Source organism: Arenibacterium sp. CAU 1754 (assembly GCF_054482635.1).
In genome coordinates this window covers 190,524-202,230 of the sequence record NZ_JBTLRG010000003.1, presented here as the reverse complement: position 1 = coordinate 202,230, position 11,707 = coordinate 190,524, and the positions used below count along the sequence as shown (strand labels likewise).

The following is an 11,707-nucleotide window of genomic DNA, read 5'->3' as shown; positions in this document are numbered from 1 at the left end:
TTCGCATGACAGACGAAAAGAAAGGCCACCCGTTGACCCGCGCGGTGGCCTTTTTTGTTGTGACGGTGGTGGTTACTGCCCTTCTGGCATTGCAGGGATGGCTGTTGATGAGCGATCCGCACAGCCCGGTGCCGGACGAATGGAGCCCGCTGAAACCGCTGCGGGTTTCAGACCCGATCACCCGTGTGACGCCCTTCAAATTGCGCTGGGCAATCCGTGATGCCGCCATGTGCCGTTCGATCCTGGCGCAGGCCGCGCAATCGACGCAGATGGATCCGCTGAGGGCCGCCGATCAGTGCCATATCCGCAACCGTGTCAAACTGGCGGGCGTGGGCGGCGCCACCCTGGACCCACTGGAAACCGCCTGTGAAACGGCGCTGCGCCTTGCCATGTGGGAACATCACGGGTTGCAGCCTGCGGCACGCGCCCACCTGGGGCAATCGGTGCGCGGCATTCGCCATATCGGCAGCTATAATTGCCGCCGTATTCGCGGGTCATCCAACCGGATGAGCACCCATGCCACCGCCGCCTCGATCGATATTCGCGGTGTCGTTCTGGCGGACGGAACGCGCATTGATTTGTTGAAAGATTGGGACAGTCCGGGCGCGCGTGGTGCGTTCCTGCGTGACTTGCGCGATACCGGCTGCAAATGGTTTTCCACCGTTCTGGGCCCGGACTTCAACGCGCTGCACAAAGATCATTTTCATCTGCAAAACCGGGGCTGGGGAACCTGCCGTTAGGCCGGCGCCCGCTTGTGGGGAATTTTCCGACATTTTTTCCTTTGGATTGGCTGATTTAAACCTTATCGTCCCCGGCAAGACCCGCGAGGGGTCTACACAGGGGCCGTGCGCCCGTTCATTGGTGGGAGAGATAAATATGGGAAAACGTGACGATCTGATCGCGCAGTATGCAGATGATCTGAAGAACAAATGTGGCATGACTCCGGACATGGATCTGCTGACCAAGGTAACCATCGGCTGCGGTCCGGCGATCTATAATGCGGATGCCTCCACCGTTGCGGGTTCGCAGCCAAGCGAACTGGAAACCGTCAAGGAAAATTTCCTGATCAAGAAACTTGGTCTGGCCGACGGCCCCGAGCTGATGAGCGCCATCAACAAAGTGATCGAAACCTATGGTAAATCCGAGCGCAACAAATACCGCGCCGTGGTTTATTACATGCTGACCAAGCATTTCGGCAAAGAGTCGGTTTACGGCTAAGCCCCAATAATTCCGAAGTTGCGAGCGCCCGCCAAACCGGTGGGCGTTTTGCATTTTAGACATATCCTTCGGGCTTTGAATTTGAAAACCCGGCCCGATGTCGATACTGATCATACCAAGGCCAGGATGGCCGGAGCCAATTTCAGTTACACGTGTGGTGCAATGGGAGCACGTGGGTGAGGGAGGGTTCCGGCATTTGGCCGGCCCTCCAACCCCTCGCACTTACTCCAAAAGACCAAGGGTCAGCCCGATCGCGCCGCTGCCCAGAATGGCGTATCCCGCGTCAATCAGGAACAGTTTCAGTGACCGCATCGCAAAGGCATAGTTCACCGCCAGCCAAGGCGAGATGAAAAATGCGCCAACGCCCAGCCCCGCAACCAGCGACGCCGCAGTGCCATCTATGCCGGCCATCGAAAAAATGTGCCGCATCATGCCAGCGACCAGAATCATTGCCACCGCCGAGACCACAAAAGGCAACGCGCCCGCGCTTTTGATTGGGCGGCCTGTGTCGTCCAGCTCAATGCCGGTGACACTCAACCAGGCGCGGCCCAGGATCATGTACCACACCGCGCCGACCAGAAACCCGACCAGGGCGGCGGCAAGGACTGTCAATGAACCCATTGTTTCTCTCCCGATGTCTGCTGCGCGAACTATGCAACGGGAGGTCCTGGCGACCTAGGGTTTCGTGTTGCCCAGCGCGCAGATGATGTTCCATTCATCCTCGGTCACCGGCTGGACCGAAAGGCGCGAGTTCTTGACCAGAACCATGTCGGACAACCGCGCGTCGCCCTTGATCTGATCCAGCGTAACGGGCGTTTCAAAGGGGCGCACGGCCTTGATGTCCACGCAGTCCCATCGGTCGTCATCGGTTGTGCTGTCGGGGTGGGATTCGGCGCAGACCTCGACGATGCCGACGATTTCCCGGTCTTTCTGGGAATGATAAAAGAACCCTTTGTCGCCCAGCTTCATCTCGCGCATGAAATTGCGGGCCTGATAATTGCGCACGCCGTCCCATTCTTCGCCGGCGTCACCCTTGGCGACCTGGTCATCCCAGCTCCAGGTCGAAGGTTCGGATTTGAACAGCCAGCAGGCCATCAGCCAATCACCTTTTTCCATTCGATCAGTTCGACATTGGCAAAAAGACCGGCCTTGGCATAGGGGTCATTGTCGGCCCAGGTTCGCGCGGCGGCCATGTCGGCGACATCCAGAATGACCAGCGACCCGGCCATTTCGCCACTGCCATCCAGCAACGGACCGGCCTGTGACACCACGCCGGTCGATTCAATATAGGCCAGATGGTCGGCGCGGTTGTCCTTGCGGGTTTGCAGGGCACCGGGTTTGTCGCGGGCAATCAGGGCAATCAGCATATCATTCCTCCTTGAGGGATCGCGCCAGAAGCTGCGCAATCACCTGTTTCAGTGTCAGTTCATGGTCAAGCAGCGCAACAACGCTATCGGTGATCGGCATCTCCACCGCCATCTCGCGTGATTTCACCGCGACGGCGCGGGCGGTGGCGGCCCCTTCGACGGTGATCGACGGGTCAAAGGTTTCGCCGCGTCCAATGGCCATTCCCAGCCGGAAATTGCGCGACTGTTCGGACGTGCATGTCAGCGCCAGATCGCCAAAGCCTGACAACCCGGCCAATGTCTCGGCCTGTGCACCAAGGGCCAGCGCCATGCGCTGCATCTCGGCGTATCCGCGTGTCATCAGGGCCGCGCGGGCGCTGTTGCCCAATCCGGCCCCGATCACCACACCGCAGGCGATCGCGACCACGTTTTTCAGCGCGCCACCCAGTTCGGCGCCGATGGTATCGGTCGTGCGATAAAGGCGCAGGGTTTCCGTGCTCAGCCCCTGCTGCAATTGGGCGCCCAAATCCGGGTCTGCACAGGCCAGCGTCAGCGCCGTGGGAAGGCCCTGGGCAATTTCGGTGGCAAAGCTCGGCCCGGTCAGCAAGGCACTGCGCGTATCGGGGAGAGCCTGTGATATCACCGAAATCGGGCCCAGCCCGGTGTCCAGCTCGATGCCCTTGCAACAGGCCACCAGAACCGGGCGCGATAGTACATCGGCATGGTCATGCAAGACACCGCGCAGTTGCTGCATCGGGACCGACAGCAAAACTGCGTCCATATCCGCCATTTCGACCATCTCGCCCGTCGCGCGCAGCGGATCGGGCAGGGCGACGCCGGGCAGGCGCTGGCTGTTGACCCGGTTGCTTTGCATGTCGCGCAGCTGATCGGGCGCGCGTGTCCACAGGGTCACTGGCCCGTTCTGGGCCAGCGAAATTGCCAGCGCGGTGCCAAAGGCCCCGGATCCAACAACGCCGACTTTCATGCCTTGGCCCCCTTTTTGCCGCTGCCCAACATGGCCGGGCTGCTTTTGTCCAACGGCCAGCGCGGCCGTGCGGCAAGGTCCAGACCATCGCGATGCCCGGCCAGAAACAGTTCGGCCCCGGCATAGGCGATCATGGCCGCATTATCGGTGCACAAGGCCAATGGCGGCGCCAGAAAGCGCGCGTCATTTTCAGCGCAAACAGTCTCTAACGAAGCGCGAATGGGCTGGTTCGCCGCAACACCACCGGCAACGGCGACGGTGGCGACAGCAGGGTTTTCGGCAAGGTAAATGCCCAGCGCGCGTTGCGTTTTGGACGCCAGCACATCAACCACCGCCTGTTGGAATCCGGCGCAGAGGTCGGCGCGGTCCTGCCGCGTCAGCCCGCCTTTTTCCGCGACGATCTGATCGCGTGCCCGCAGCAGCGCGGTTTTCAACCCCGAAAAGGACAGATCGCAATTGTCCCGGTCCATCAGCGGACGGGGCATTCTGAACCGTTTTGGATCGCCGGATTTCGCCTCGGCCTCGACCGAGGGGCCGCCGGGTTGGGGCAGGCCCAGAAGGCGCGCCACCTTGTCGAACGCCTCGCCGGGGGCATCGTCGATGGTGCCGCCAAGACGCGAAAAATCCTCGGGTCCGCGCACGATGAGGTACTGGCAATGCCCGCCCGACACGAGCAGCATCAGATAGGGGTAGGGCACCGCATCGGTCAGGCGCGGTGTCAGGGCGTGGCCGGCCAGGTGGTTCACCCCGATCAGGGGCAGGCCGGTTGCCGCGCTCAGCCCCTTGGCACACATCACGCCGGACAGAACCCCGCCGATCAGCCCCGGACCGGCGGTGACGGCGATGACATCCACATCATTCAGGGTCAGGCCCGACTGTTCCAGCGCATCGCGCACGCAAATATCCAGTTTCTCGGTATGGGCCCGTGCGGCGATTTCGGGAACGACGCCGCCAAAGGCGCTGTGCAGATCGGTCTGCCCGAAGACCACCGAGGACAGGATTTCACCCTTGTCGCCGCCGGTGTGGCGCACGATTGCCGCTGCCGTATCATCGCAGCTGCTTTCCAATCCTAGAACCGTCAAAGGCCGCATCATTGATCCGGGTCGTTGCATCCTGATTGCGTGGGGGGTATCACCCAAAATCCCCGCTCACAATCCCGAGGCAACGGATGACCGTGCCAGCGCTGATATTGTTGATGACACGCCCACAGGCCGCATCGGACCGGTTTGTTGCGCAGATGGGGGATGTTCTGCGGGAAAAACTGACCGTCCTTCACTCGCCGCTCATTCGCATCGTGCCTTGCGATGGCGGGATTGAAACAGGCGATGCGCGGGGGCTGGTCTTTACCTCATCCAACGGGGTTGCCGTTGCCGCGGACAAGGGGGTGGACCGTGGTCTGCCGTGTTTCTGCGTGGGCGAGGCCACCACCCGCGCCGCCCAGGCCGCCGGGTGGGCGGCCGAGTGCATGGGGGAAACGGCGGATGCGCTGATTGCAGCCTTGCCCGACCGCAAACCGCTGGTGCCGTTGCTTCACCTGAGCGGCGTTCACGTGCGCGGCGACCTTGCCGGAGCGCTGACGCAACTGGGTCTGCCCGCCCGGGCGATTGCAGTTTATGATCAGGTTCTTGACCCGCTGGATTCGCGGGCCCTTTCGGCAGTACAGGGTGACAAACCTGTAATTGCTCCCCTTTTCTCGCCCCGAACGGCGCGACATTTTGCCAATCAGATCGACGATCCGGGCAATGTTCATGCCGTCGCGCTTAGCAAAGCGGTGGCCGAGCCGTTAAAAAACAGGGGATTTTGCAGTGTGACGGTTGCGCAGCGACCAAATTCTGCTGACATGATAACTGCAATTGAAAACCTGGCAGAGCGATTGAGCCGGGTTGAGGGTACCGGGGGTGCGCAGTAGTGTCATCCAAGGGCTCATTTTAAAGCGTGAGATTCGAAGGGGTGGCCGGCGTTGGTGAAAAAGAAAAAACCCGATCAGGAAAAATCCGAAACGGATGTGGTTGAAGAAACTTCGGTTGATCCTGTGGTTTCCGAAACCGAGGACCAACCCGACGCGACTGACCCCGTGGCCGAAGATGCCGCACCCAAGGACGGTGAACCTGGTCCGGAGGACGCAGAGCCCGAGGTTGAAACCACGGAAACCGCCGAACCCCCGGCAGAGGTCGAAGAGACCCCGGAAACAGATGACCTTCCTGAACAGGCCCCGCAGACAGAAGTCGTTGAACGTGTTGTCGAAACCCGTGGCGGGTTCGGCGCGGCCCTTTTGGGCGGTGCGGTCGCGGCGGTTCTGGGGTTTGTGGCGGGACGTGCGGACCTGATTGATCCGCTGTTGCCGCCCAGCTGGCGCAGTGTCGACAGCAGCGAGGCAATCGCCGCCTTGCAATCGGACCTGTCCGCGCAATCCAACAGCATCGATGCCTTGGGTGAAAAGGTGGATGGCCTGGCCATTCCCGACATCAATCCTGTCACGGCAGCCCTTGACGATCTGACCAAACGGACCGACCCGATCGAGGCGCAGATCAACGCGCTGGGCGAACAGGCCGACGCCTTTGATGCCCGTCTGACCGGCGTCGAAAAACGGCCCATGTCGCAAGGTGTGTCCGAGGAGGCCATCGCCGCGTATGAGCGTGAACTGGCCCGTCTTCAGGAGACTGTCGCGACCCAGCGTGCCGAGGTCGAGGCGCTGATCGAAAACGCCCGCGCCAAGGAAATGAATGCAACCGAAGCGGCCCGCGTCGCTGCGGCACAAACGGCGGTTGCCCGTCTGCGCGCGGCGCTGGATGACGGTGTTCCCTTTGCCGTTGCAGCACAGGACCTGGCCTCCCTTGGTGTCGAGATGCCCGACCCGTTGTCGTCACTGGCCAGCGAAGGTGTACCCACCCTCGCCGCATTGCAGTTGACGTTCCCGCCCGCGGCGCGCACCGCGCTTGCCACTGTGCGGGACGTGGAAAACGGTGGTGACACAGGGCTTGGCGCCTTTCTGCGTCGCCAGTTGGGTGCCCGTTCTGTTGCCCCACGCGAAGGCGATGATCCCGACGCGGTTCTGTCGCGGGCGCAGGCGGCTGTAACGGATGGCCAACTGGCCATCGCGCTGAACGAGATTTCGACCCTTCCTGAAAGCGCCCGGGCGGCCATGTCCGATTGGACGGGCCCGGCGCAAAAACGTCTGGACGCCGTGACGGCGGCCGAGTCCCTGGCACAAAGCCTCATCCCAAATTGAAGGAAACGCCATGCTTTGGTCGCTGATCAAAATTCTCGCCTTCGTCGTGATTATTGCGCTTCTTTCGCTGGGCGCAGGGTACCTGATGGAATCCAGTGGCGGCATCCAGCTGACCTTTGCCGGGACGGAATACATGCTGACCCCGCTTCAGTCGGTGATTGCGGCCGTGGTGCTGCTGGTGGCGGTCTGGGTCATCCTGAAACTGCTGTCGCTTGCCGTCGCGATCTTGCGCTTCATGAATGGCGATGAAACCGCGATTTCGCGCTATTTTGACCGTGACCGAGAACGCCGCGGCTATCAGGCGCTGGCCGATGGTCTGACGGCTCTGGCCTCGGGCGAGGGGCGTCTTGCCCTGTCCAAGGCCGCAAAGGCCGAGAAATACCTGAAAAAGCCGGAACTGACCAAATTGCTGACCGCCCAGGCGGCGGAAATGGCCGGCGACACGCGCAAGGCCACCGAAACCTATAAGCAACTGATCACCAATGACGCGACCCGCTTTGTCGGGGTGCGCGGGATCATGAAACAAAAGCTTGCCGAGGGTGACACCGACACGGCCCGCAAGCTGGCCGAAAAGGCCCATGCGCTAAAGCCCAAGCACGAAGATACGCAGGACGTTCTGCTCAAGCTGCAGGCGCAGGCACATGACTGGGCCGGTGCACGCAGCACGCTGAGCGCCAAGCTGAAATCGGGCGGTCTGCCGCGCGATGTCTATACCCGCCGTGCTGCGGTTCTGGCCCTGTCCGAGGCCCGCGAAATCCTGGATGAAACCGCCAGCGTCGAAGCCCGCGAACAGGCGATCGAGGCCAACCGCCTGTCGCCCGACCTGATTCCGGCGGCGGTCATGGCCGCGCGGTCCTATGTGGCCAAGGGGCGCCCGCGCAATGCCACCCGCATTCTGAAAAAGGCATGGGATGCGCGACCGCACCCCGATCTGGCCGCGGCCTTTGCCGAAATCAAACCCGATGAAACGCCGCAGGAACGGATCAAACGGTTCGGCACGCTGACCAAAAGCCACCCGACAGATCCTGAAACCCGCCTGTTGCTGGCCGAACTGAACATCGTCGCCGAAGATTTCCCCGAAGCGCGCCGCTCGTTGGGCGATCTGGCCCAGTCGCCCCAGGCCGACGCCCGCGCGCTGACCCTCATGGCCGCGATCGAGCGTGGCGAAGGCGGCAGCGACAAGGTCGTACACGGCTGGCTTGCCAAGGCCCTGACCGCGCCCCGCGGGCCGCAATGGGTCTGTGACAACTGCCAGCACATCCATGCCGAATGGACCCCGGTCTGTGAAAGCTGCGAAAGCCTCGACACGCTCAGCTGGCGTTCGCCCCCGGTGAGCGACGTCATCAGCGCCACGGGTGTTCACATGCTGCCGCTGATCGTCGGATCGCCAGAGGAAACGACCCCCAACGAGGACGTCGAGGAGATTTCCGACGTCGAATTGCTGGACTCCGAACCGGTCGAGGAAGAACCGGCCCCCGAGTCTGCGGACGAAGACAAACCGGGCGAGGACGACGCGGAAAAACCCCGCGGCTGACGTTTGAGAGGCGCAAAATAAGACTTTCCAGCGCCCAAAACGAATGCTAATAGCCCGCCGCACCAGGGCCGCTGTAGCTCAGCTGGTAGAGCACGTCATTCGTAATGATGGGGTCGGGGGTTCGAGTCCCTTCAGCGGCACCAGTTACCAGACACGTCAGAGCCGAATAACGGTCCGGCTGTCGAGACCCGAGACACTTTCCCCCTAAACCAGACCCAGCAGTTTTGCGGCGTTGCCCTTGGTGATGTCTTCGCGCAGCTCGTCCTTGATGGCGATCTTTTCGAAATCCGCCAGCCAGCGTTCGGGCGTGATCATCGGCCAGTCCGACCCGAACAGGACCTTCTTTTTCAGGATGGAATTACAGTACCGCACAAGGATGTCCGGAAAGTATTTCGGCGACCAGCCCGACAGGTCGATATACACATTGGGCTTGTGCTGGGCCACCGACAGCGCCTCTTCCTGCCAGGGAAAGCTGGGATGCGCGAGGATGATCTTCATCTCGGGGAAATCCACGGCCACATCGTCCATGTACATCGGGTTCGAGTATTTCAGCCGCATGCCGTTGCCGCCGGGCATGCCCGAGCCGACGCCGGTCTGACCTGTGTGGAACAGCGCGATCCCGCCTTCTTCGGCGATGGCCTCGTAGAGCGGATAGGCGATGCGGTCGTTGGGGTAAAAGCCCTGCATCGTCGGGTGAAATTTGAACCCCTTGATGCCGAAGTCGCGGATCAGGCGACGGGCCTCACGGACGCCCATCTTGCCCTTCCACGGGTCGATCGAGGCGAACGGGATCAGCACGTCGTCGTTTTCGGCGGCCAGTTCGGCGACCTCTTCGTTCTTATAGCGGCGATAGCCCGTCTCGCGTTCGCTATCGACCGGAAAGATCACGGCGGCGATATTCTGTTCGCGGTAGTGGGCCGCGGTGTCCTGGATCGTCGGCGGGTGGGTCCAGGGGGCGCCGAAATACTTGGCCATTGTCGATTGCAGGTCATCATAGCCATCATCGGCATGACAGCCGCAGGGTTCCTCGGCATGGGTGTGAATGTCGATGGCGCGGATTTTGGAAAGATCTACCATTTTTTTTATCTCAGAGTTTCGCGACCGAAGGGTCGGTGTCGGAATAAAGCCGGGCCAACAGGCCGGCGCGGCGCGTCAGCACCTGGCGGAAGTTCAGATTGCCTTTGGCGGTCATTTCGCCATCGGCCATCGAGGCGGGTTCGGACAGGACCATCGCGCGGGCCACGCGGGTCGAACTGCTGGCTCCGGCGGCGGAATGTTCGGCCAGACGGCGGTGCACCTCACCCAGCAGCAACGGATCGGTGAGCGCGCCGTTCTCTTCGGTCAGGGCAAAACCTTCGCGCTCAAGTTCGGCCGTGTTGGGAAAGATCAAAAGCCCGATCTGTTCGCGATCCGCGCCGGTGATGACGAGATCAGCAACCAGCGGCCCAAGGCATTTCAGCATGTCGAGTCGAAGCTGCCCGGCGCGTACCCAGGTCCCGGTGAGCAGTTTGAAATCTTCTGATATCCGCCCGTCGAATTTCAGGCCCTTGTTGATGTCGTCGGGATCGACGAACCGCATCGCATCGCCGGTGATAAAGAAACCCTCGTCATCAAAGGCATCGGCGGTCTTGTCGGGGGCTTCGAAATAGCCGGGCATGATGTTTGGCCCCTTCACCCGGATTTCACAGCGCATGTCGGCATCCGGGATCAGCTTGAGCACGACACCGGTCATCGGCACACCAACCACACCCGAGCGGTCGGTCGGTTCCTGCTGCAGTGTCGTTGCGGGCGCGGTTTCGGTCAGGCCCCAGGACGAGGTCATCAGCGGCACTTCGCCTTTCACCTCCATGGCCATGTTTTCGAACCCTTCCCAGACATCCTGAGGCAGCGACGCACCGGCGTAAAACAGCACATCGAGGTTTTCGAAAAAGCGCTGGCGTAGGGTCGCGTCGGCCTGCAATGCGGCCAGCAGCATCTGGAACCCGACCGGCACATTGAAGGCAAGCGTGCCGGTGACCAGCGACAGGTTTTCGATGGTGCGGTCGAACAGACCCTTCACCGGTTTGCCGTCGTCGATATAGAACGATCCGCCGTTCGCCAGCATCATGTTGAAATTGTGCGACCCACCAAAGACGTGGTTCCAGGGCAGCCAATCCACCACCCGCGGCGGATACTCCAGCAGGAAGGGCAACGAGTCGGCGATCTGGGTCTGATTGGCGCACATCATGCGGTGTGTGGTCAGCACCCCCTTGGGCGCCGATGTCGACCCGGAAGTCATCAGGATCTTGGCAACCGTATCGGGGGTCACGGCCGCATGGGCCGGGTCGATATCCACGCCAGCATCGCCTTTCAGCAGATCGGAAAACGGGGTCACGGCCGCATCGCCGGGACGGCTGGCCACAATCTCGATCCCGTCCAACGCATCCAGCGCCAGGGCCTCGCCATATTGGGTGGCATCGACGACATAGGCCATCTTTGGGCGCACCAGTTCAATGGCATGCCGCAAGCGCCCATGGGCGCCGTGGATCAGGGAATACTGCTCGGCCACCGGAACGGACGGGATACCGACATATTGCGCCGCCAGAGTCAGAAGTCCGTGATCGACCCCGTTGCCCGACATGATCAGGATCGGTGTGTCCGGACCCATCCCCCGCGCCAACAGCGCGGCGGCGATGGCCCGCACCTGCTCCAGCACGGCGCCATAGCGTTCTTCGCGCCAACCCGCGCCGAACCGTTCGGCTAGGAATACGCGGTCGGGGGCCTCGTCCGCCCATTTGTGGAGCCAGTCGCCGGCGGTATCCACAACCGGGCCCATCGTCTGGGCCGAGCGCAACAGGATGGTGCCATCCGGGCGATCCTCACGCAGAACCGCGTGGGGCTGAAAATTCGTGGTTCGTTTCATGTGTCTTCTCCGCGTTTGCGCAGGCCCTCGATCAACCGCATCGCGGCGATGACCTGGGCGTGTTCCTCGGCGCTCAGCTGGCCCAAAAGCGCGGCTTCATGCGCCTGAACTGCCTGCGTCACCTTTTCATAAAGCTGCCGGCCAAGCAGCGTCGCCTTGAGGGCATAGGCGCGCCGGTCCGTCGGTACCCGGTCGCGCACGATCAGGTCGCGACGTTCCAGTTCGTCGATGATGACCACCAGGTTTGGCCGTTCGATCGCCAGCGCATCGGCCAGTTGCGATTGGCGCAAGCCGGGGTTGTCAACGATCAGGACCAGCGCGGTGAAAGTGATCATGCGCAGGTCAAACGGTTTTAACGTATCGGCCAGGTCGCCGTGGATCACGTTGAAAGCACGCTTGGTGTTGTATCCCAGCAGGTTGCGCAGTGTGTCGTCAGACACATGGTCAACGTGATCGGTCGTCGTGCTTTGGGTTGGATCAGGCTTGGCCATGG

At 61.8% G+C, this 11,707-nt stretch carries 13 protein-coding genes and 1 tRNA gene; 6 read left to right on the top strand and 8 right to left on the bottom strand.

Annotation, left to right across the window (positions count from 1 at the left end):
- Window positions 1–5 precede the first annotated feature (5 nt).
- Together ACXYMO_RS13685 and ACXYMO_RS13680 are read left to right on the top strand one after the other, a co-directional pair.
- Window positions 6–740: an extensin-like domain-containing protein gene (locus ACXYMO_RS13685; RefSeq protein WP_458879275.1), complete on the top strand. Its 735-nt coding sequence runs from the start codon at window positions 6–8 to the stop codon at window positions 738–740.
- Between the two features lie 136 nt (window positions 741–876).
- Window positions 877–1,218: a DUF2853 family protein gene (locus tag ACXYMO_RS13680; RefSeq protein ID WP_458879274.1), complete on the top strand. Its 342-nt coding sequence runs from the start codon at window positions 877–879 to the stop codon at window positions 1,216–1,218.
- Between the two features lie 222 nt (window positions 1,219–1,440).
- Here the strand turns inward: ACXYMO_RS13680 and ACXYMO_RS13675 are convergent, their stop codons facing one another.
- Genes ACXYMO_RS13675 through tsaD form a run of 5 tightly spaced genes read right to left on the bottom strand, consistent with a single transcriptional unit; the run spans window position 1,441 to window position 4,643 of the window.
- A complete protein-coding gene (locus ACXYMO_RS13675) occupies window positions 1,441–1,839 on the bottom strand; it encodes a DUF1761 domain-containing protein (protein ID WP_458879273.1) in 399 nt (132 codons plus the stop codon).
- A 54-nt stretch (window positions 1,840–1,893) separates the two neighbouring features.
- The gene (locus ACXYMO_RS13670; protein ID WP_458879476.1) at window positions 1,894–2,313 is read right to left on the bottom strand and encodes an EVE domain-containing protein; all 420 of its coding nucleotides are present in this window, start codon (window positions 2,311–2,313) and stop codon (window positions 1,894–1,896) included.
- A complete protein-coding gene (locus ACXYMO_RS13665) occupies window positions 2,313–2,585 on the bottom strand; it encodes a YciI family protein (protein ID WP_458879272.1) in 273 nt (90 codons plus the stop codon). Before ACXYMO_RS13665 ends, ACXYMO_RS13670 begins: the two co-directional genes overlap by 1 nt.
- A 1-nt stretch (window position 2,586) precedes the next feature.
- Entirely contained in the window at window positions 2,587–3,549 is a 963-nt protein-coding gene (locus ACXYMO_RS13660) for an NAD(P)H-dependent glycerol-3-phosphate dehydrogenase (protein WP_458879271.1), read from the bottom strand.
- The gene (gene tsaD, locus ACXYMO_RS13655) at window positions 3,546–4,643 is read right to left on the bottom strand and encodes a tRNA (adenosine(37)-N6)-threonylcarbamoyltransferase complex transferase subunit TsaD (protein WP_458879270.1); all 1,098 of its coding nucleotides are present in this window, start codon (window positions 4,641–4,643) and stop codon (window positions 3,546–3,548) included. The genes ACXYMO_RS13660 and tsaD overlap by 4 nt, the downstream gene beginning before the upstream one ends.
- Before the next feature lie 101 nt (window positions 4,644–4,744).
- On the opposite strand from tsaD, the gene ACXYMO_RS13650 reads away from it, so the two are divergent.
- The 4 genes from ACXYMO_RS13650 (at window position 4,745) to ACXYMO_RS13635 (ending at window position 8,455) form a co-directional block, all read left to right on the top strand.
- Window positions 4,745–5,458 (top strand): uroporphyrinogen-III synthase, encoded by a 714-nt coding sequence (locus ACXYMO_RS13650; RefSeq protein WP_458879269.1) that lies wholly within the window; start codon window positions 4,745–4,747, stop codon window positions 5,456–5,458.
- 54 nt (window positions 5,459–5,512) lie between these two features.
- Window positions 5,513–6,778: a COG4223 family protein gene (locus ACXYMO_RS13645; RefSeq protein ID WP_458879268.1), complete on the top strand. Its 1,266-nt coding sequence runs from the start codon at window positions 5,513–5,515 to the stop codon at window positions 6,776–6,778.
- 10 nt (window positions 6,779–6,788) lie between these two features.
- The gene (locus tag ACXYMO_RS13640; protein ID WP_458879267.1) at window positions 6,789–8,312 is read left to right on the top strand and encodes a heme biosynthesis HemY N-terminal domain-containing protein; all 1,524 of its coding nucleotides are present in this window, start codon (window positions 6,789–6,791) and stop codon (window positions 8,310–8,312) included.
- 67 nt (window positions 8,313–8,379) lie between these two features.
- A tRNA-Thr gene (locus ACXYMO_RS13635) sits at window positions 8,380–8,455 on the top strand.
- 61 nt (window positions 8,456–8,516) lie between these two features.
- On the opposite strand, the gene ACXYMO_RS13630 is transcribed toward ACXYMO_RS13635, so the two are convergent.
- Genes ACXYMO_RS13630 through ACXYMO_RS13620 form a run of 3 tightly spaced genes read right to left on the bottom strand, consistent with a single transcriptional unit; the run spans window position 8,517 to window position 11,705 of the window.
- Entirely contained in the window at window positions 8,517–9,389 is an 873-nt protein-coding gene (locus ACXYMO_RS13630; RefSeq protein WP_458879266.1) for an amidohydrolase family protein, read from the bottom strand.
- Window positions 9,390–9,399: 10 nt separating this feature from the next.
- Window positions 9,400–11,214 carry a feruloyl-CoA synthase gene (locus ACXYMO_RS13625; RefSeq protein WP_458879265.1) on the bottom strand — a complete coding sequence of 605 codons (1,815 nt, stop codon included), beginning with the start codon at window positions 11,212–11,214 and terminating at the stop codon, window positions 9,400–9,402.
- Window positions 11,211–11,705, bottom strand: coding sequence for a MarR family winged helix-turn-helix transcriptional regulator (locus ACXYMO_RS13620; RefSeq protein ID WP_458879264.1), 495 nt, complete (start codon window positions 11,703–11,705; stop codon window positions 11,211–11,213). The genes ACXYMO_RS13625 and ACXYMO_RS13620 overlap by 4 nt, the downstream gene beginning before the upstream one ends.
- Between the last annotated feature and the right edge of the window lie 2 nt (window positions 11,706–11,707).

Coding starts and splice junctions, on each gene's coding strand:
- ACXYMO_RS13685 (WP_458879275.1), top strand. CDS start 6: ATGACAGACGAAAAGAAAGGCCACCCGTTGACCCGCGCGGTGGCCTTT.
- ACXYMO_RS13680 (WP_458879274.1), top strand. CDS start 877: ATGGGAAAACGTGACGATCTGATCGCGCAGTATGCAGATGATCTGAAG.
- ACXYMO_RS13675 (WP_458879273.1), bottom strand. CDS start 1,839: ATGGGTTCATTGACAGTCCTTGCCGCCGCCCTGGTCGGGTTTCTGGTC.
- ACXYMO_RS13670 (WP_458879476.1), bottom strand. CDS start 2,313: ATGGCCTGCTGGCTGTTCAAATCCGAACCTTCGACCTGGAGCTGGGAT.
- ACXYMO_RS13665 (WP_458879272.1), bottom strand. CDS start 2,585: ATGCTGATTGCCCTGATTGCCCGCGACAAACCCGGTGCCCTGCAAACC.
- ACXYMO_RS13660 (WP_458879271.1), bottom strand. CDS start 3,549: ATGAAAGTCGGCGTTGTTGGATCCGGGGCCTTTGGCACCGCGCTGGCA.
- tsaD (WP_458879270.1), bottom strand. CDS start 4,643: ATGATGCGGCCTTTGACGGTTCTAGGATTGGAAAGCAGCTGCGATGAT.
- ACXYMO_RS13650 (WP_458879269.1), top strand. CDS start 4,745: ATGACACGCCCACAGGCCGCATCGGACCGGTTTGTTGCGCAGATGGGG.
- ACXYMO_RS13640 (WP_458879267.1), top strand. CDS start 6,789: ATGCTTTGGTCGCTGATCAAAATTCTCGCCTTCGTCGTGATTATTGCG.
- ACXYMO_RS13630 (WP_458879266.1), bottom strand. CDS start 9,389: ATGGTAGATCTTTCCAAAATCCGCGCCATCGACATTCACACCCATGCC.
- ACXYMO_RS13625 (WP_458879265.1), bottom strand. CDS start 11,214: ATGAAACGAACCACGAATTTTCAGCCCCACGCGGTTCTGCGTGAGGAT.
- ACXYMO_RS13620 (WP_458879264.1), bottom strand. CDS start 11,705: ATGGCCAAGCCTGATCCAACCCAAAGCACGACGACCGATCACGTTGAC.